We start from the raw sequence: 18,058 nt of genomic DNA, 5'->3' as shown, positions 1-18,058 counted from the left end.
TGTAACTAATAGTAGAGTATTAATAATGTTAATTGTGCTGTAATCAATTTCTAAAGAGTTTAGAAGATAGTTTATAATTGTCTGCATAAATGATTGGATTAGGTTAATAAAGCTCGGTGTACAATATACCACTACAAATTTAAATCGAAGTATTCAATGACTCAGTTAATGGGTACTAATCCAAAATTACTTTTGTAATTTGTTATGTAATATATAAACGTTATTGCTTATTCGCAGTTGATTTTTTAAACTATGGAGAAACCTATTTGGATCAAGGAAAAAGGTTATTTACATCTATCCCCAAGCTTAAAACTTGGTTCTGATTACAGTAAAATTACTAGCCTACTTGATAATGAAGATTTTATAGCTAAATATGCTTTTTATCCTTTGATACATGCAAATATCAAAGAACGAAAATTTAAAAAAGGAAATTTAACAAAACATACTTCCGAAGAAAGAAGTCATATACACTATAATGTCACAACTAACGAGCCTATAAGAAGTGCTAAAATACGCCCTTTACATTATGCTACTCATTTTGATTCAATAGTTTACAATTATTATGCTTATAAACTAAATAAAAAATATATTTCTAAGTTAAAGGAAATACCTGAATTAAATAATGCTGTTACAGCTTATAGAAAAATACCACGTATAGACGAACCAAGCAAAGGAAAAAGTAATATTCATTTTGCTAAAGAATGTTTTGATGAAGTAATAAAACGTGCAAATGTAGAAAAGGAAGTTTTAGTACTAGCATTTGATTTAGAAAAATTTTTCTCGTCGCTAGATCATAAATATTTAAAGGAAAAATGGGCTTGGTTAATAGACAAGACAGAGTTACCTTTAGATCACTATAACGTATTTAAGTCATGTACTAAATTTAATTATGTTCTATTAGAAGATTTAAAGTCTTTCTCAAAAAAGAGAAGTTATGATGAATCTAAATTAGCTTTTATCAGGAAAAACAAAGGTTATAAATCTTTTTTTTTAGATAATGAAGATTTTAGAAAACAGATAAAAGAGGGGAATTTACCTATTTATAAATCCCCTTTCACCACAAAATTATCTAATGGAAAAAAAATAAGTAAAGGAATTCCACAAGGATTACCAGTAAGTGCTGTATTGGCTAACTTATATTTATTTGATTTTGATTTAAATGTAGTTAATAAAATAGTACATGAATTAGGAGGGTTTTATAGACGCTATTCTGATGATATCCTTATAGTTACTTCTCCTGATAAAGAAGAAATAATAGAAAATTTCATTAAAGATGAAATTCAAAAGTATAAAATAACACTTAGCCTTGATAAAACTGAAAAATTCATTTTTAAAACAAAAGTATATAATGCATCGAATCAAGAGAGGCTTGAAAGTTTAAAAATAATTATTGAGAATAATAAACGCATATATAAACATAAGCCGTTAGTTTATTTAGGCTTCGAATTTAGAGGCTATAATGTTTGTATAAAATCAACCAATCTCTCTAAGTACTATAGAAAAACTATTTCAATCATTAAAAGTAGAAGTAATAGAGTACATAAATTAACACAAGCAGATCCTAATACAAAAAGTGCAATTTATATAAATCAATTAAAGAAAATATATGAATTGCCACCTAAAAAAAAGCCTTACTCAGGTAAAGAGCAAGAGGGTACAAAGAGAAGACGATATAGATTAAAAAAACACATTAATGGTTACTTCTTTATTGAACACATGGATAGTTCAAAGAATTTAACTAAAAAAGAAGCTACGTATTATAGTTATGTAAAAAAATGTTCTGAAGTATTTGAAACAAATTCTTTTGAAAAACAAATTAGAAAACGAAAACATATAGTTTTTTCAGCAATAACCAAACATTTCAATCAAAGCAAAAAAAATAGAAAGACTTAGGTTGTTAAAGAGTATGTACAGAGAAAACTTTGATATAAGCAGGTACTCCTAAGTAAGTCTTTATTTAAAGGTATTTGAACCATCTCAAGTTTATTTAGAAGATATATCTAACTCTCAATTGTTTTAAAATGTACTTAAATAAACTATTGTACAATTGATTCAAAATAAAATCACACATTAAAATACTTAAAAAACCACAAACCACTCATTTATAGTGTTTTGCGGTTTTTATTTTATTCCGTTTATCACATAATATCACAGAGTTGGATAGGTAGTTTTACAATGTTCGAACACAACAATTGTACAACCTAAAAAACTTTATGACATGTATTTAAACGAATTAAAAGAAAAACCTGTTTGGCAAATGACAGGTCAAGAGCTATTGAACCTATTAAAAGAAATAGCTATAAATGAATCTCCTCATTCTTCTACTAATCAATCAAAAGACACTCTTAGTAAACGTTACGTTTATGGAATACGAGGTATAGCCGAATTATTTGGTTGCAGTATCTCTACTGCTAACAAAATCAAAAAAGAAGGTAAAATCAAAAGTGCAATCTTGCAGTATGGTAGAAAGATAATTGTAGATGCTGAACTGGCATTAGAACTCTTTTCAAAGAAGTAAAAGGATAACTACTACAAAACATCCTTTGTAAGAATCACATTCAATTAATTTAAATCAAGAAGTATTATGTCCTTAGATATACCTTATATCCGAGTAGGGACTTCCTATTTTAAAATTATCGAAAAACCATTAATATCTGGCGATAAAGTTAAAGTAAGAGTTCGGTGGAACCGTGAAACTATTGTATCAGATCACGGAAAGTCATACTTGGAAAACATTTTAAAATTAGACGGATTTTGCTGTATTCCAGATCATCTAAACTATCAACTCTTAGTAGATAACTTTTACAATACCTATCACGAGCTTCCAATAAAGCCAAGTGAAGATAAGCTGAGTTTACAGCAGCTAGAGAACAACATTCCAAACTCTTTACATTTTGTAAAGCACATCTTTGGAGAACAGTATCTGTATGGATTGGATTATCTAAAGTTGTTATATGAACAACCAACACAGCCCTTGCCTATACTTTGCTTAGTCAGTAAAGAAAGAGCTACAGGAAAGAGTTCTTTTATAAAGTGGCTTAAGACAATCTTTGGGCTTAATATGACCTACATTAAAGGAGATTCCTTTAGTTCTCAATTCAATGCCGATTGGGCAAGTATGTTACTTGTTGCTATAGATGAAGTATTCTTTGATAGAAAGGAGATAACAGAACGCTTAAAGTATCTCTCCACCACCGATAAAGACAAGGTGGAAGCTAAGGGAAAAGATAGGCAAGAGATTGAGTTCTTTGCCAAGTTTATCTTGTGTTCAAACAACGAGGATAACTTTATTCAAATAGATGAAGAGGAAATCAGATTTTGGATTAGAAAAATTAAGCCCATTGAATCCGAAGATGTCTTTTTTGTAAATAAGCTCAAAAAGGAGATACCCTATTTTATTGCGTTTTTACTTCTAAGACCTTTAGAGTCGAAGCAAAAAACACGAATGTGGTTTACTCCTAAGCAGATACTCACAGAGTCACTGTTAAAGCTAATCAGTAAAAACAAAGTTGAAGTAGCTATGATAGAGCTAATACACCTTTGTTTCGAGAAGATAGACGAGCAAGTACTTTGCATTGCTCCAAATGATATTCTGCTTTTGCTTCGAAAAATAAATCCGAAACTTTTTATCTCTGCAAGTGAAATAAGAAAGACTTTAAAAAAATGGAATTTCACTCCAGAGGATAACACAAAATCTTATCAAGGGATAGAGCTTTTATCTCACGGTGAGTTTGTAAAAGTAGAACGCAGAGGACGGTATTATACCATAGAAAAACCTTTTTTCTATAAAATATTTGATGCTTTGATGCAAGAATGAATTAAATACTTGATAAACAATAGTTTGTCTTGCATCAAACTCTGCATCAAACTATAAAAAGACCTTATTTGATGCAAGAGTGATGCAGAAAACAAAATCAGTTTGATGCAGTGATGCAAGACTGATGCAGCATACTTAGGTGATTTTCAGCTAGATATACTCTTTCTGCATCACTGCATCAAATAAAACACATTTTTAACCCTTTAACCCAAAAGACTATGAATTGCGATACAGCCAAACAAATAAGAATAATTGACCTACTTGAAAAATTAGGTTATAGTCCAAAGAGAATAGCTAATGAGAGTTGGTGGTATATCAGTCCGTTTAGACAAGAAAAAACACCTTCATTTAAAGTCAACTTAGCCAAGAACCTCTATTACGATTTTGGAGAAGGCACTGGCGGAACAACACTTGATTTTGTAATGCGATATAATAATTGTGATCTAAAATCTGCTTTGAACATTTTAGATAACAGTGTTTTTTCATTTGTTCAACCGACTGTTCTAAACACAACTTCTCAAAGTGAAAAGAATTACGAAATAACATCAATTAAAGAGGTAACTAATATCCACCTTATACAATATGCCAAAAGTAGAAAACTATGTCTTAGAATGCTTAAAAAGTATTGTAAAGAGATACACTACTCCTTAAATGACAAATCGTATTATGCTATTGGATTTAAAAATGATAAAAACGGGTATGAACTTCGAAACAAATATGTAAAGATGTGTTTAGGCTCTAAAGCTGTTTCTTATATCTGCAATAATTCTAAGAAGGTAATCCTCTTAGAGTCTTGGAGTGACTTTATAAGCTTTCTGACTCTTTACCCAAATACAGAATACCGCTTTGATTATATCATACTCAATTCGGTTACAACGTTAAATAATGTACTGTTGAGTGAGTTTAATAAAATTAAGTATGAATCGATTGTTTGTCTTTTTGACAATGACAAAGCGGGTGATTTAGCTACAGAAAAAGTGCTTGATACTTATGGAAATAATGTTGTTGACGGACGCTTATTATATCAAGAGAACAAAGACTTAAATGATTATTTATTAACTATTAACCTTGACAATTCGGTGTGAGAAGTATAGGATGTTATTTGACTTGTGTACTCCGAAAAGGTGATTTGACCTGTGGATTATGCACTGTGATTTGACGTCCTAATTATCGAGATGTGTCTTTGTCCTTACAAATTGAAAATTTGAATCGGAACAAAGACCACTCGTTTTTCTCCCGAAGGTCGCAAAATTGGTAAGACGATGAAAAGAGAACATAAGATAGAATTTAGAGTTACTCTAACGGAATCTCTGCTTATAAAAAACAAAGCAGATAAAATCGGTCGTAGCGTTTCTGAGTACCTGCGTAGTACTGCACTTGGGTACGCACTTAGCTACAAACTAACACAAGATGAAATTGAGGTTTACAAACTCCTAAACAAGTTTGCTGATAACTTTAGAAGAATTGGTAACCTGTTTAAACTTGGTGATACCACCCAAGTAAAAGAGACTACCATTGAAACCGCAAACTTAATTAGAGATCACCTTCAAAAACTAAAATAATATGATAGCTAAAGCAAAAACGTGTATAGGAGGTACAGCATTGTTCAATTATGTAATTGATGATAAAAAAGGATATGAGCTTGTTAGAAACAATCTTTCGGGGGAAACTCCAAAAGATATGTTTCAAACTATGCAGATATTGCAAAATCAAAACTCACGTTGTAAGAACAATACAATCTCCGCTGTTATCTCACCTACTATTGAAGATAGTAAGAAGATGACAGATCAAGATTTAAACAATCTTGTCCATGATTTTTTAGTTGGTTTAAAGTTAGATCCCAAACATGCGCAATACATTGCTTTTGTTCATACTGAAAAAGAGCACAAGCACATTCATGTACTCGCAAACCGCATTGATGAAAACGGTAAGGCACTTAAGGATAATTATATCGGATTTCAAGCCCAACGCATCGCTCATGAAATAGCTTTAAAGTATGGTTGGATTTCTATAAGACAAGAGAACGAAAACAAAAAAGAACAAATAAAAGCTAATCAAAAGCAAGTAGCTCAAGAGATTAAAAAAGCGCACTACTATGTTTTAAAAGAGCAACCTAAAAATTTACAGCGGTATATCGATATGATGCGTATGCATCAAATAGAAGTAAAACCAAGTGTAAACAAACAATGGAATATTCAAGGGTATCGGTTTATTCATTTACCAACTAATACAAACTTAAAGGCAAGTGAGGTTGATCGCAATCTAAAACTAAATAAACTATTTGAAAATAACATTCCCAAACGTAGTGATGATTTGTTTAACACAGTTCTTTTCAAAGATCAAGGTACACAGATTTCATTTGAGAATTGGAATACAAACACAGTCAGTCTGTTTAGTTTTCTAAACTCCTTTGGAAATTATTACGAAGAATATACTCTGGATATGACTAAAAAGAAAAAGCGAAAACAAATACAAACATTAAGTCTTTAACTATGGCCAAAAAACAACCTACACTTACAGAACTCACTGAGCTACTATTTCAACAAGTAGTTTACTTACAAGAAACAATGAAACGAAATATTGCTCAGCAAGTTGAGCTATCTAAAAGGATAAAGAATATTGAAGTTAAAGTAAACGTGTCTGAACTTAAAAAAGTAGAGGAAGAGCAAACAGAACGACTTCACTCTTATCTGAATCATTTTTGCGTTAGATTACAAGCTATTAATGAACAGCATTACAAAGTAAATAGGTCTATTAACTCAAAGAAGATTCTGTACTTAGTACTGCTTAATATCTTCTTTTTCTTGGTTGCTTGTTTGTGCATATACAAACTGAAATAGCAACATTGTTAGGTGAAGTATTTCAAATATTAGTTTTTTGTGTAACTTTACGATTCAATCTTTTTTAAATCAATGGCTGTATCTTTTGAGCCTTCTTAAACTAAGCTATTAATTATGGAACATAAAATACACCAAGGTAGAAATGTAAAGCGTTTTAGAGAAATGCTTGGAATCAAACAAGAGGTTCTTGCTTTTGATTTGGGAGAGGATTGGAATCAAAAGAAGATATCTATGTTGGAACAGAAGGAAGTAATTGATAATTCATTACTACAACAGATTTCTAAGGTACTTAAAGTACCTGTTGAAGCTATTGAAAACTTTGATTCAGATCAAGTTCTAAATATTATCTCAAATACATTCCACGATCATTCAGTTCAAAATTATAATTGTGATATTAACCCTATTGAGACAATTGTACAATTACATAATGAAAAAATTGCCTTGTATGAGCGTATGCTTAAAGAGAAAGAAGAAATGATGAATCGTTTAGAAAAGCTTATTCAAAGTAAATAGACATTAGATTATATCGTATCGTATATAATAAAAAAAGGTAGAACTACTATGAAGGGTATTCTACCTTTTTCTTTTTTAGATAAATATTTATTGATAAGTAGTTTTATCTCTTTGTTGAATGAGTTTACAAGCATCCAACATTTTATGAAAGTTCAGCATTGAGACATTGCAACAATAATCTTTATGATATAAACTATTAGCCATTGTAGCTAAAATTAAATCAAAGAATGATTTACTTACTTGTTCAATAGTAAATCGATTAAAGACATTCTCAAATACTATATAGGGATTCTTATATTCATCATTATTAAGATACTTCAATTTTTTTAGTTCTTTCTCAGATACTTCCGAAACAGTAAGTCCTTTTTTAGTAAACTTCTTTGGTTTTAGATATATCTTATATCCTGCTTTAAATATAGATTGTAAAACAGTTGCATCATAGATAACTTCAGAAGCACTGATTTTATCATACATCTTATGACTTAAAGTATAGCAACAATAACTTCGTAATTGTTCTTGAAAATATTCAATATCCGCAAGTTCTCTAAGCCAGTTCAGTAGTTCGTATGGACATTCAACATTGTCTTTTGTCCAATAGTATGATTCTAATGAATGTTCTTGTTTTGCCATGACTACTCAGTTCTTTCACAGATTAACCAACATGCCTCAATCAATCTATTGATATTGATAAAAGAAATATTAATTTCTGTAGAAGGCGGTTCTATAAAATTTCCAAGAGCAAACTCTACAATTTCAAATAAATCAATCTCCATATCTATTACTGATTGCTTTTCAAAAGCATCCTCAAATACCATGTAAGGGTTTAAATACTCATCTAATGACAATGATCCTAAAAATACTTTAGACTCAGCTACAGTTGATTTCTTTAATGGTTTAAGAATATAATACTTATTTGAGTTACTTCGTATTTTATAACAACCGCGCACTATTGAACGTAATATAGAATAGATTAAAAAAACGACATGAGGACTCTGTTGTTGATATATTTCGTTTTTATGAGTATAGATCATTAATTCACTCAAATATTGTTTTAATTCAGAAGGAATTACAACTTCAAACAAACGAGATAACATATCATAAGGATTTTTAATAGGCTCTCTATACCATATATGAGCTTCTAAGGGAATTTTTACTTTTTTCATAATCAATTCTTTAAGGTTTATATAAAAGTACCTTCCCTTGTATTGGTAAACTATTCTATATCACGAATAAAATATGCGTTTAATCAACCTGAGTATTATCTTGGTCTGTATTTAATTCAACAATACAAGTCATTAAATCAATAAATATGCGTATCATTCCAAACCAAATTATAACTTCCTTATTATATTGCATAATAGGATTATCATCAAGTACATTCTCCTTTTCTAACACAGATATATCTTGACTGGAAAACAAGTCAGTTATTGTCTTGTAACTCTCTTTGCCTACTACAAGAATAACAAGACTATAAATGTGAGCCATAAAATACTCGAAACCCATTATGTTTATAATCTTTTCTATGGCATATATTCTAAAGCTATTTTTCTCTAATACTTCTTTTTCATGTTTTTTATAATCAACTAACTTACCCTCTTTGATTAGTTCAAAAGCACAACATATAAGTAATTGTAAAGCCATTAATGTATTTACAACTTCAAACTCAAACTTAGCAGTATCTTCGAATTCAACTTCCCGTTTTAAGAGTTTTTCAATCCCGTATTCTTCAATATATTTAGGATAGTTATTGTAATGCTCCATTACAATTGGATTATTTAATGCAAGTAAGATATTATCTATCATTTGCAATAAAACCATTTCATCTTCACTTATAATAGTCACCACATTAACTACTTGCTCTCGAGTGATTATAAGCCTTTTAATATTCTCTTTATTAGTCATAATAATATAATTTTAGGTTCATAAATTTGATCTCTTTACAGAGGATAAACTATTCATTTAGAGACTATAATATCCTTTGTTCGAATAGATTACCGTAAATCAAGGTAAGAACTTGCAGTTGTTAACCTTAAATACTGTAATTATGAAATCAATCATTAACAACCTTTCAAGCTTGAAACTATCAAGCGAATTAAGACATGAACTTGAAGATTTAATCGAAAAAAATTTAGTAGGGTTTATTTTTTATTCGCAGAAGAACTTGCTCAATCATCCTATTATTACTCTTTGTTTTTATGATACTGATGAACTAAATAATATCCGTAGAAGCAAATGGATTACTAAGGGGATTAATCACTACCAAGCAAATATTTACTGTTTGTGTATCAAGGACTTTTATCAATCTGACTCTTTTCAGAATATAATGTATTCAACATTAAATTGTCAAAAAGAAAATCTCGTTTATGGTTCTTTACACGATAGTGAACCATTATTTAGTTTGCACCAATCTAAACAGAAAGAAAATGATTTTGAAAGCTTTGTTTCTAAATGGTTTGCTAAGCATTACAAAAGAAACACGAAGTTTTTAAAGTCTTTAAAAAAGGAGCTGAAAGCTAATCACATAGATGAACAATCTGCTATACTTGGTATAAAGCAAGTAATACAAGATACTAAAGAAAGAGTTCAACCTATATTATCAGGAAGTATTCAGTGTAGTACTGCTTCTTTTCTAAATTTCGTGTTTAGCCATTGCTCTACTGTTCAAGATATTTTCAAAGAGGACTTTGATTTTTATACAAGAGATATGACTTCATTATTTAGAGAAGAGCTAAAACTAAAGAAAAATGCTGAACAGATAGAACCCTATGAAAAACCAATAGTAGGATATTTACTTAACATAGCTCAGGATTTTTTAGAAGCGATGTACGTAGAAATACCACATAGAATCCTCACTAAATATAAGCTCATTGTAAACAAGCAAAAGCTACTCTCTTTAAATAATCCCAAACAGATAACGGAAATACAAGAAGAACTTGAAGAGCGAACAAGAAAAATACTTTTGAAGTATAAGAAAGTAGAGTCATTTTATCTAATAAAAAGACGAACTAACGATCAGGTACTCTTAAACTCTGATGATTCTACTTCTCATAAGTTACATTTACTATTACTAGCAAGTATTGAGACGCTGCACATTAATGAAGAGGGTAATATAAGACAATACGTTTCTTTTCATACTGAGGATTTAGTTGATGTAACCGTAATCCTGATTAAAAAATCAAATTGGTATTTGCATATACCTGTTTATGATACCTTCTTTAAACAGAATCTCACAAAGGAGAAACTTTGGATTGGAGAGCCTTTAATAGCTGAGAATCCAGATTTAGAAACGTTTCCACTAAGTGAACTTAAATTAAAGTTTTGGGTAGAGTGCAAATCAATGCTTAAACCTATTGTAAAAAGGCTTAATTATCAAATAGAAGGTTGTCAGAGTGATGCAGATGTGATTTTTTATAAGTATACCTTACAACAACTTTTAATAGCTATACTCTTTGCTAAAATGGATTATATGCCACAAGTACACACTACAAGTTACCTATGGCGTTTAATTCAATGGTATGCTCCTGAATTAGGTCTTGTAATTGACTGTAATAAGGAGATAAAAGAAATGTTATTTGATAATTATACATGTCTTAGAAATTATCCTAATATCAAATACCCAACGGTTAAATACACAGAAGAACAGTGGAACAGAGTTTATTATTTCATTGGTAAGCTTTATGAATTTGCTAAAGAGTGTTATCAGACTAAAGATTAAGATACATTTATTATAGTTTTTTTTTATTAATAATTGCACAAAGTTAGGCAATGCCTAGCGGTTCGCTAACAAGAAATTCCCCCATAAATACTTGACTAAAGTCTTCGCTTTATTGCGTTGCTTCTTGCGCTCGCTAAGCCATTACCAATTGTGGCTCCATAATTAATTTAAAAATTTAATATTATGGAAACTACAGTTTTAAACAAAGAATGGCTTATTGCCTCAGAAGTAGAATTGATTTACAAATCAAAAGTAAAGGCTTCACAGAGACCTCAAATTACATCTTCTTATAGTGCATATCAAATAGCATTAAAAGCTTGGGATAGTAACAAGATTGAATTATTAGAACAGTTTAAAGTACTTATGCTTTCAAATAACAACAAAGTACTTGGAGTATTAGAAGTTTCCTCAGGAGGAATAACAGGTACAATAGTAGATTTAAGAATCATTTTCTCCGCTCTTTTAAAAGCGCATGCAGTGGGATTTTTGATTATACACAACCATCCGTCAGGAAAATTAGCACCAAGTGATGCTGATAGACAAATCACAAGAAAGATAAAAGAAGCAAGTAAGATACTTGATATTACTCTTTTAGATCATTTAATTATAACAGGAGAGAGTTACTACTCTTTTGCAGATGAAGGCATCTTATAAGGTGCCTTTGTTTTTAAAAAGAAGTAAAACTGTAAAGATGCTTTTACAGTTTTACTTCTTTTTAAAGTACTTATATAAATATGAATCTACAATTTGATATAATATATGTCTAACTATAGATGTATTCAAATAAATATCAAAGTAACAGTAAATGTTGCTAAACTCCGACAGATCGAAAAAGAGCAAAGTTAACGATTACAGAATGACTTTGAAGTGTTTCATCGAGAGATAACAAAAATCAATGAGGAACTTTTAAAGATTCATAAGGTTGCTAGCTCAAAGAGGTTATTGTATTTGATTGTATTGAATGTCTTTCTTCTTTTAATAACAGGCTTTTAAATGATTATAGCATCTAAGAATACCATTGATAAAACCCAATATGAGCGTTTAGTAAATGAAAAAGAGTTATTAATAAATCAATTAGAAAATGTAAATCAATTTTTTTGCAAAAATCCTAAAACAGCTAAGTTTTTCAAAGAGTGGAGAAAAAGGAATAACTTTGTTGGGATAGGTTCACACTATTTTAAAAGATTTACTAACGTTTCGGGGCTTGGCGTCAGTAGCGGAAATGGAAAGCTAAAATATCATATTTTAGCTTTAACCCGACATTGCGCAAATCGCCCTAACGTTAGCTGTAGGACTTTTAAATGTTAAACCAATTATTGTAAGAATTTACTATATCTTCAAAGATATTTGAAACAACATCATCAAAATTTAGATCTGATATTTTGTTATTTTCTAAATTGTACTGATAGTTTCTGACTTCCAAATCTGTAGTTACAGTTAGATCAATATTTGATTTTTCTTGTTTTGTTGATAAGCTAACTAAGTGGTTTGTATTATTTACAACAATACCTATTCTCATAGAACAAGTTTCATCATCATTAAGTTCTACCCATTCCTCAACAATATTAATATTACTATTTGTTCCTTTTTGGTACTTTATTAAACTACCATCTGGAATTTGTCCCTTGTTACCTATTTGATAAACTAAGTTTAAATAAAATTCATAATTTATACTAAGAACTTTATCTCTTCTGGTTAAAAAATTAATTTGTGAATTTAAAATATCACCAAATGTTTTCATAATTATTTATTTGATATTAGTATTATATTTTTAGTTAAGTCTTACAGCTAACGAGCTGCATATTGGCGAATTAGAAAGCCAAAACTTTCAATCTTGCACTAAGCTAAGCAACAGCCTTTTATTATTTTCTAAATTTATGTAAAAAGAAAATATAAATCGCTGTTGCGACAAAAAAAGAGAAACTTTCAATTTTTCCCTTAACTCGCCATTTCGCCAATATGATGTTTGCAGAAGTTATTTTAGCATTTTATTTATATCGTTAAACAATTTTTCAAAATTTGAAATTGTCTCTTGGCTCAAATCTCCAAATTTTAAAAATCCTTTAGATAATTCCAATGCTGGTCGATAATGATTAAAACGCTTGATTCCTAAGTGTTTATTAATCTGCGTAAGTGTTGGTTTTAAATTTGTATCTAAATCACCTAATTTAATATCAATATGTTCTGTAAATGCTTTATTAAACAGTTTTAGATAATCTTCTTTTTTGAATAAATCTTCTATATCAGCTTGTGAATAATCGGTAAGATATTCATGGAAGAATCTAACTTTATTTTTATGAATTAGTTTTTGGTTAATAATATTTTCAAACTTTGCTTGACCTTTTGGATCTGTAAAAGAATCTAATAAACAAGCAATCTCTAATTTATTACCTCTCATTAAAGATATAAAAGTCGAAACCTTCTCTAATCCGCCAGTTGGTACTAATGTGATTTCTTCGTCCAAATACTCCTTACTGTTTTGTTCAAATAAAGATGACATTGAAGTTAAAAATACTAAATCAGAAACACCTTCAATCAATAGATTTTTCTTACCAATAAAGAGGTTTTGCGCTATATCATAGCCAAGAGCTGCTTGTAGAGGAAACAAAGTGTTTGGATCTTTTTCTTGTATACTGTCTGATATTCTTGACCCTTTCTCTGTTTCTAAAACAGTTCTAACTCTTTCAAGTTTGTCAGTTGGAATCGAAAATGGTGAATGTGTTGTATAAATTATTTGGTAATTTTCAGACAAGTCTTCTAGAAATCTTAGCATGTCACTTTGAGCAGATGCATGTAGATTTAATCCTGGTTCATCTAATAGCAAAATGTATTTGGAATTATTATCTTCTTGTATTTTTTTGAACCAAACTAGAAATGAGAAAAACCAATTAAATCCTTTACTTCTATTTTTTAAAGGTAGAGAAACTCTAGTTCTTTGATTTTTAACACGTATATCTAATATGTGTTCAACAATATTTACTTCAATAATTTCATCGCGATTGTAATGGTCTTTAGCTTTTCGTGTAACTTTTTCTTCCTTAGCTTCAATTTTAAACTCAATTGAAAGGTTATCATTTGTTGACCAATACTTAAATAATTCGTCACTTATTATCGCTTCAGTTGCTTCTAACTCTGCAATGTAATCTTCAAAATCTTTAGCTTCAAGAATTTCTTCAGGATCTAAGTCAGCTAATTCTAATAAAGCTTTAGCCGTTTTCATTTCTTCTTCATCAATATCTTCTCTAATCATGTTTTCGATTATTATTCTTGATGGCAATGAATAATATTCATCGTAATACAAAAATTTAGGAAGATTTGGAGAGATTATTTTAGTGGCTATATATTCTTCGATTGGATTTGACCAATTGTTACTGTTTTTAAAATATTTCCTTAGCGATTCTAAATTTGCAAGTACTGTTTCATCTTTATATTCAGCAATTAATTTGTCAAAGTCTGTATCGTTTTTTACTTTAGAAAGTTTATCAACAATTGTTTTACTATGAAAACTTAATTGCTTTGTCTTAAATTCTAAAAATTTGGATATGTCTACATCAACACCAGAAAAATTTCTATTGTTTTCATATTTAGTGGTAATAGAAAAATTTCTATTTTTTAAAACATCAACACCAAATTCTTTTTCAATTTTTAAAAATGTTTCGGAATCTATAGAATAATAGCATGTTATTGCTTTTGGGTTTTCTCCTGATTTATCTATGGATTTTTTTTCGCGTCTTGGATAATCGTGAGTTATGTTGAATTTAAACTTTTTATCCTCTTGAAAATATCTAGTTTTTGCGATTGATTCTAGAACAGAAGTTTTACCTGATTCATTCATTCCAACTAAAATGGTAATGTCATCTTGTACTTCAAATTCTTGGTCACTTTCAAAACTTTTGTACTTATGAACAATAACTTTTTTTAATTTCATATTTAGTAGTGAGTTTGGTTAATAAATTCTGCTAACATTGTTTTTTCACGAAACAAAATACGATATGGTTTCGCAAAACAACACCTATATACGTATTTCGTGAAATCTTAAGCCAATTTACATAAATAAATTGCATAAAAAAACCCAACTTTACATTTTTGGGTGTAAAATTGGGTGTTTATGCTATAACTGATTGATTATCAGCGTTTATTGCGGAGAAAGAGGGATTCGAACCCCCGGACCTGTTACAGTCAACAGTTTTCAAGACTGCCGCAATCGACCACTCTGCCATTTCTCCAGTGGTCTGCTTTACCTTCCGTATTGCGAGTGCAAATATAGTATAATTTGTGTGCAACACAAGGCTTTGTTCGGGATATTTACTGCTTTTTTTACATAAAAGATGTAAGTGGTTTATTCTGTGGGAATTAATTTTGAAGTTTTTTCTGAGGTTTGTGCTTTTTTCGATCGGTGCTTTGTTTTTAAAGTTATATTAGCTTTTAAATAAGAGAGGAAATACAGTATAGCTATGATAAACTACAACAATAAAACATTTCGACCGGTGAGCAATACACCCAATGGAGAGACCTCTGGTGAAACCGTTTTTCACTATAAACAGGAGGGAAACAGACTGACTTCGGTATACAGTGGAGGAAAAATAGCATATGGTCATTTATTGGGGTTGGTAGATGAACACGGGATCATCAATATGCGTTATCATCAAGTCAATGATAAGGGCGAATTGATGACGGGAATCTGTCGATCGACACCCGAATTAATGGGAAATGGAAAAATCCGCTTGCATGAAGTATGGGAATGGACCTCTGGGGATCGATCCAAAGGTACATCAGTACTGGAAGAAGAATAGATATCAAATAAGAAATCCGCTAATTAGCGGATTTTCTAGTATAGGATATATTAATGCTTATCTGTTTTTAATCGTTGATCAATGGGGAGTTCCAAGAACTCGATGATTTCAATCTGACCAAAGTTTTTATACAGTGGATTTAAAATGAAATTACACTCCAAAGGAATAAGCGTAGAGGGAACTTTCAAACCGAAGAAATTCCTGTCCTGTGCGAGTGTTGAAAAAACAGTAGTCGTTTTGGTAGAATAGGGGTATTGATTCCAATGTTCTGGTAAATCAACTAATTCGGTAATAATAAAATCATCGGGTATTTCAATCTTAGCGACTAAAATATGCTGAGGTAGATTGGCGATGTTTTCGGAGTGTACATAGTATTCCAATAAAGCTAAAGCGATATTTTCAGAACAATATACTGCCCGTGTTCCGATTTCATTCCACCGACCGCCCACTTTTTCTGCACCAATTCCAGAAAGTGTAGCATCCTTGTATTTTACATTGGCAACGCGATAAACAACCATTAGCTGTATACGTTATATTGGATTCGCGCAATTTCATTTTCTACAATTTCAAAACCAAAACTGCTGTCTAAGAGTTCAAAAGGTTTTTTGTGTCCCAAGGCCTTAGAAGGCGTTAGAAGCCAGTTTTTAAATTGCTCAAGGCTATCAAAAACTTCAGACCCTAACCCAAATAATCTCGAAATCTCATAAATTCGTTCGGATGTCTGTAAGCTATAAACCTCTTTCTTTTGCATGCTGCTAATCGAAGTAGGCAAGATAAATTCAAATTCTTTTTCTGTCGCCCCAATAGCTGAAATTAATTCTTTCCATTCCATTTTTTTAACCCCTTCTCGGATCTTAGCGATCAATTCGAGTTTATAGTCTGGCGAATCTTTGGGATGCAAAACCACCCAAGCAGGGGAGAATTTCTCCAATTCGGTTGATTTTCTACTTGTTGTTTTTTGTGTAGCCCTCGTCTTTGTTGTCGTTCTAGAAGATACAATACGAGACTTCTCAGCAGGTACAACCGCTGGTTTTTTCTTGTCGCTTGTGGGTTTGTTGATTGCCTTCATTGGTAATAATCGTATTTTTCCGATTGGGTATGCGTAAAATTACAATTTTAAAAATGGGAATCCAATTTTTTTATGTTTTTTGTGTTGCCGAAATAAAACGTAAGGGTAAATGGTGGTTTACCTATTTTATGAGATATCGTGTTTAAAAACAAAGGATTATGCTAAAATAGTAAAAACAAAAAATCCGCTCATCGGCGGATTTTTCTTAGTTATATTGTTCTAGTATTTTCTTGTTGATGGCTTTGATTAGTGCCGGTCCTTCGTAGATAAATCCAGTGTATAATTGGATTAGTGAGGCTCCAGCTTCTAATTTCTCTATTGCATCTGCCGGAGAGTGAATTCCACCCACCCCAATGATAGGGAAAGCGCGGTTGCTCTTATCTGCTAAGAAGCGAATAACTTCTGTACTACGTTGAGTCAACGGTTTACCACTTAATCCTCCCGTTTCTACTTTCTTTTCAGATTGTAATCCTTCACGGCTAATGGTTGTATTCGTAGCAATGACACCTGCAATTTTTGTTTCAGCCACAATATCAATAATGTCTAATAGCTGACTATCCGTTAAATCCGGTGCGATTTTTAAAAGGATAGGTTTGCTTTTTGGTTTGCCGTTGTTTTTAGTTTGCAAGGCATTCAATAAAGCAGTCAACGGTTCTTTATCTTGTAAAGCACGTAAATTCGGCGTGTTTGGTGAACTTACATTCACGACGAAATAATCCACATAAGGGAAAAGAGCATCAAAGCAAATTTCGTAATCGTCAATGGCTTGCTCGTTTGGTGTTACTTTATTTTTACCAATATTTCCACCAATTAAAGTTCCTTTGTTTTTCTTTAGGCGTTCAATGGCTTGATCAATTCCGCCGTTATTAAATCCCATGCGGTTGATTAGAGCATGATCTTCAACTAAGCGAAACAAACGCTTTTTAGGATTCCCATCTTGTGCTTTAGGTGTAATCGTTCCGATTTCAATAAAACCAAAACCAAAATGCTCCAATTCACTGTACAATTTCGCATCTTTATCTAAACCAGCGGCTAATCCAACCGGATTTTTGAATTTTAATCCAAATACCTCGCGTTCTAATCGCGTGTCATTCACCTGAAATTTCGAGCGAATAATAGCCGATACACCTGGGATTTTGTTGATGAATTTCAACGAATTGAAGGTAAAATGATGCGCCTTCTCTGGGTCTAAAGAAAAGAAAAACGGTTTGAGAATACTCTTGTACATAAAATGTGTGTGTTGCGTTGTAAAATACAGTGCGAAAGTACACTTTTTGTTATAATTTTTGAAACCTTCTGCAAAGAATACTT

The 18,058-nt window shown here is 30.9% G+C and carries 20 protein-coding genes and 1 tRNA gene; 12 read left to right on the top strand and 9 right to left on the bottom strand.

The window, feature by feature from the left end; translation table 11 throughout:
- Window positions 1-252 precede the first annotated feature (252 nt).
- The 8 genes from M2306_RS08670 to M2306_RS08635 all read left to right on the top strand — a co-directional run bounded on the left by M2306_RS08670 (window position 253) and on the right by M2306_RS08635 (window position 7,170).
- Window positions 253-1,893 (top strand): reverse transcriptase domain-containing protein, encoded by a 1,641-nt coding sequence (locus M2306_RS08670; RefSeq protein ID WP_259190694.1) that lies wholly within the window; start codon window positions 253-255, stop codon window positions 1,891-1,893.
- Window positions 1,894-2,218: 325 nt separating this feature from the next.
- On the top strand, window positions 2,219-2,518 hold the full coding sequence (locus tag M2306_RS08665; protein ID WP_259190695.1) for a DUF3853 family protein: 300 nt from the start codon (window positions 2,219-2,221) through the stop codon (window positions 2,516-2,518).
- A gap of 66 nt (window positions 2,519-2,584) precedes the next feature.
- On the top strand, window positions 2,585-3,817 hold the full coding sequence (locus tag M2306_RS08660) for a primase-helicase family protein (protein WP_259190696.1): 1,233 nt from the start codon (window positions 2,585-2,587) through the stop codon (window positions 3,815-3,817).
- 218 nt (window positions 3,818-4,035) lie between these two features.
- Complete coding sequence (locus M2306_RS08655) at window positions 4,036-4,902, top strand: DUF8464 domain-containing protein (RefSeq protein WP_259190698.1); 867 nt, start codon at window positions 4,036-4,038, stop codon at window positions 4,900-4,902.
- A 177-nt stretch (window positions 4,903-5,079) separates the two neighbouring features.
- Window positions 5,080-5,379: a plasmid mobilization protein gene (locus tag M2306_RS08650; RefSeq protein WP_259190700.1), complete on the top strand. Its 300-nt coding sequence runs from the start codon at window positions 5,080-5,082 to the stop codon at window positions 5,377-5,379.
- Window position 5,380: 1 nt separating this feature from the next.
- Window positions 5,381-6,307, top strand: a complete 927-nt coding sequence (locus tag M2306_RS08645; RefSeq protein WP_259190702.1) for a relaxase/mobilization nuclease domain-containing protein — start codon at window positions 5,381-5,383, stop codon at window positions 6,305-6,307.
- 2 nt (window positions 6,308-6,309) lie between these two features.
- Window positions 6,310-6,657, top strand: coding sequence for a hypothetical protein (locus tag M2306_RS08640; RefSeq protein ID WP_259190703.1), 348 nt, complete (start codon window positions 6,310-6,312; stop codon window positions 6,655-6,657).
- 114 nt (window positions 6,658-6,771) lie between these two features.
- The gene (locus M2306_RS08635; protein ID WP_259190705.1) at window positions 6,772-7,170 is read left to right on the top strand and encodes a helix-turn-helix domain-containing protein; all 399 of its coding nucleotides are present in this window, start codon (window positions 6,772-6,774) and stop codon (window positions 7,168-7,170) included.
- Between the two features lie 87 nt (window positions 7,171-7,257).
- On the opposite strand, the gene M2306_RS08630 is transcribed toward M2306_RS08635, so the two are convergent.
- The 3 genes from M2306_RS08630 to M2306_RS08620 all read right to left on the bottom strand — a co-directional run bounded on the left by M2306_RS08630 (window position 7,258) and on the right by M2306_RS08620 (window position 9,072).
- On the bottom strand, window positions 7,258-7,800 hold the full coding sequence (locus M2306_RS08630) for a hypothetical protein (protein ID WP_259190708.1): 543 nt from the start codon (window positions 7,798-7,800) through the stop codon (window positions 7,258-7,260).
- A gap of 2 nt (window positions 7,801-7,802) precedes the next feature.
- Window positions 7,803-8,333, bottom strand: a complete 531-nt coding sequence (locus M2306_RS08625; protein WP_259190709.1) for a hypothetical protein — start codon at window positions 8,331-8,333, stop codon at window positions 7,803-7,805.
- 79 nt (window positions 8,334-8,412) lie between these two features.
- On the bottom strand, window positions 8,413-9,072 hold the full coding sequence (locus tag M2306_RS08620) for a hypothetical protein (RefSeq protein WP_259190710.1): 660 nt from the start codon (window positions 9,070-9,072) through the stop codon (window positions 8,413-8,415).
- Between the two features lie 142 nt (window positions 9,073-9,214).
- Between M2306_RS08620 and M2306_RS08615 the strand changes: the two genes are divergently transcribed.
- The 3 genes from M2306_RS08615 (at window position 9,215) to M2306_RS08605 (ending at window position 12,193) form a co-directional block, all read left to right on the top strand.
- Window positions 9,215-10,885 (top strand): hypothetical protein, encoded by a 1,671-nt coding sequence (locus tag M2306_RS08615; protein WP_259190711.1) that lies wholly within the window; start codon window positions 9,215-9,217, stop codon window positions 10,883-10,885.
- A 183-nt stretch (window positions 10,886-11,068) separates the two neighbouring features.
- Window positions 11,069-11,539, top strand: coding sequence for a JAB domain-containing protein (locus tag M2306_RS08610; RefSeq protein ID WP_259190712.1), 471 nt, complete (start codon window positions 11,069-11,071; stop codon window positions 11,537-11,539).
- 339 nt (window positions 11,540-11,878) lie between these two features.
- Window positions 11,879-12,193, top strand: coding sequence for a hypothetical protein (locus M2306_RS08605; RefSeq protein ID WP_259190713.1), 315 nt, complete (start codon window positions 11,879-11,881; stop codon window positions 12,191-12,193).
- Here the strand turns inward: M2306_RS08605 and M2306_RS08600 are convergent.
- The 3 genes from M2306_RS08600 to M2306_RS08590 form a co-directional block, all read right to left on the bottom strand.
- Window positions 12,183-12,626, bottom strand: a complete 444-nt coding sequence (locus M2306_RS08600; protein ID WP_259190718.1) for a hypothetical protein — start codon at window positions 12,624-12,626, stop codon at window positions 12,183-12,185. The two genes, M2306_RS08605 and M2306_RS08600, sit on opposite strands and share 11 nt — an antisense overlap.
- A gap of 234 nt (window positions 12,627-12,860) precedes the next feature.
- Entirely contained in the window at window positions 12,861-14,813 is a 1,953-nt protein-coding gene (locus tag M2306_RS08595) for an AAA family ATPase (protein WP_259190719.1), read from the bottom strand.
- Window positions 14,814-15,026: 213 nt separating this feature from the next.
- A tRNA-Ser gene (locus tag M2306_RS08590) sits at window positions 15,027-15,111 on the bottom strand.
- Between the two features lie 228 nt (window positions 15,112-15,339).
- Here M2306_RS08590 and M2306_RS08585 point away from each other — a divergent pair.
- The gene (locus M2306_RS08585) at window positions 15,340-15,678 is read left to right on the top strand and encodes an avidin-fold protein (RefSeq protein WP_115089806.1); all 339 of its coding nucleotides are present in this window, start codon (window positions 15,340-15,342) and stop codon (window positions 15,676-15,678) included.
- Window positions 15,679-15,728: 50 nt separating this feature from the next.
- Here M2306_RS08585 and M2306_RS08580 read toward each other — a convergent pair whose 3' ends face one another.
- The 3 genes from M2306_RS08580 to M2306_RS08570 all read right to left on the bottom strand — a co-directional run bounded on the left by M2306_RS08580 (window position 15,729) and on the right by M2306_RS08570 (window position 17,975).
- Window positions 15,729-16,196: an RES family NAD+ phosphorylase gene (locus M2306_RS08580; protein WP_259190720.1), complete on the bottom strand. Its 468-nt coding sequence runs from the start codon at window positions 16,194-16,196 to the stop codon at window positions 15,729-15,731.
- The gene (locus M2306_RS08575) at window positions 16,196-16,747 is read right to left on the bottom strand and encodes an Xre family toxin-antitoxin system antitoxin (protein ID WP_002991316.1); all 552 of its coding nucleotides are present in this window, start codon (window positions 16,745-16,747) and stop codon (window positions 16,196-16,198) included. The genes M2306_RS08580 and M2306_RS08575 overlap by 1 nt, the downstream gene beginning before the upstream one ends.
- 205 nt (window positions 16,748-16,952) lie before the next feature.
- Window positions 16,953-17,975: a quinone-dependent dihydroorotate dehydrogenase gene (locus tag M2306_RS08570; protein WP_115089808.1), complete on the bottom strand. Its 1,023-nt coding sequence runs from the start codon at window positions 17,973-17,975 to the stop codon at window positions 16,953-16,955.
- Window positions 17,976-18,058: the final 83 nt, after the last annotated feature.

The sequence above is a fragment of the Myroides gitamensis genome (assembly GCF_029894455.1).
Taxonomy (GTDB): domain Bacteria; phylum Bacteroidota; class Bacteroidia; order Flavobacteriales; family Flavobacteriaceae; genus Flavobacterium; species Flavobacterium odoratum.
Note: the sequence above shows the minus strand (reverse complement) of the source record. Positions and strands in the feature narration are given on the sequence as shown.

What these genes read in the sequence shown, in the direction of transcription:
- M2306_RS08650 (WP_259190700.1), top strand. Translation starts at nt 5,080, where the DNA reads ATGAAAAGAGAACATAAGATAGAATTTAGAGTTACTCTAACGGAATCT.
- M2306_RS08610 (WP_259190712.1), top strand. Translation starts at nt 11,069, where the DNA reads ATGGAAACTACAGTTTTAAACAAAGAATGGCTTATTGCCTCAGAAGTA.
- M2306_RS08665 (WP_259190695.1), top strand. Translation starts at nt 2,219, where the DNA reads ATGTATTTAAACGAATTAAAAGAAAAACCTGTTTGGCAAATGACAGGT.
- M2306_RS08655 (WP_259190698.1), top strand. Translation starts at nt 4,036, where the DNA reads ATGAATTGCGATACAGCCAAACAAATAAGAATAATTGACCTACTTGAA.
- M2306_RS08640 (WP_259190703.1), top strand. Translation starts at nt 6,310, where the DNA reads ATGGCCAAAAAACAACCTACACTTACAGAACTCACTGAGCTACTATTT.
- M2306_RS08575 (WP_002991316.1), bottom strand. Translation starts at nt 16,747, where the DNA reads ATGAAGGCAATCAACAAACCCACAAGCGACAAGAAAAAACCAGCGGTT.
- M2306_RS08645 (WP_259190702.1), top strand. Translation starts at nt 5,381, where the DNA reads ATGATAGCTAAAGCAAAAACGTGTATAGGAGGTACAGCATTGTTCAAT.
- M2306_RS08605 (WP_259190713.1), top strand. Translation starts at nt 11,879, where the DNA reads ATGATTATAGCATCTAAGAATACCATTGATAAAACCCAATATGAGCGT.
- M2306_RS08595 (WP_259190719.1), bottom strand. Translation starts at nt 14,813, where the DNA reads ATGAAATTAAAAAAAGTTATTGTTCATAAGTACAAAAGTTTTGAAAGT.
- M2306_RS08670 (WP_259190694.1), top strand. Translation starts at nt 253, where the DNA reads ATGGAGAAACCTATTTGGATCAAGGAAAAAGGTTATTTACATCTATCC.
- M2306_RS08615 (WP_259190711.1), top strand. Translation starts at nt 9,215, where the DNA reads ATGAAATCAATCATTAACAACCTTTCAAGCTTGAAACTATCAAGCGAA.
- M2306_RS08570 (WP_115089808.1), bottom strand. Translation starts at nt 17,975, where the DNA reads ATGTACAAGAGTATTCTCAAACCGTTTTTCTTTTCTTTAGACCCAGAG.
- M2306_RS08585 (WP_115089806.1), top strand. Translation starts at nt 15,340, where the DNA reads ATGATAAACTACAACAATAAAACATTTCGACCGGTGAGCAATACACCC.
- M2306_RS08630 (WP_259190708.1), bottom strand. Translation starts at nt 7,800, where the DNA reads ATGGCAAAACAAGAACATTCATTAGAATCATACTATTGGACAAAAGAC.
- M2306_RS08580 (WP_259190720.1), bottom strand. Translation starts at nt 16,196, where the DNA reads ATGGTTGTTTATCGCGTTGCCAATGTAAAATACAAGGATGCTACACTT.
- M2306_RS08635 (WP_259190705.1), top strand. Translation starts at nt 6,772, where the DNA reads ATGGAACATAAAATACACCAAGGTAGAAATGTAAAGCGTTTTAGAGAA.
- M2306_RS08620 (WP_259190710.1), bottom strand. Translation starts at nt 9,072, where the DNA reads ATGACTAATAAAGAGAATATTAAAAGGCTTATAATCACTCGAGAGCAA.
- M2306_RS08660 (WP_259190696.1), top strand. Translation starts at nt 2,585, where the DNA reads ATGTCCTTAGATATACCTTATATCCGAGTAGGGACTTCCTATTTTAAA.
- M2306_RS08625 (WP_259190709.1), bottom strand. Translation starts at nt 8,333, where the DNA reads ATGAAAAAAGTAAAAATTCCCTTAGAAGCTCATATATGGTATAGAGAG.
- M2306_RS08600 (WP_259190718.1), bottom strand. Translation starts at nt 12,626, where the DNA reads ATGAAAACATTTGGTGATATTTTAAATTCACAAATTAATTTTTTAACC.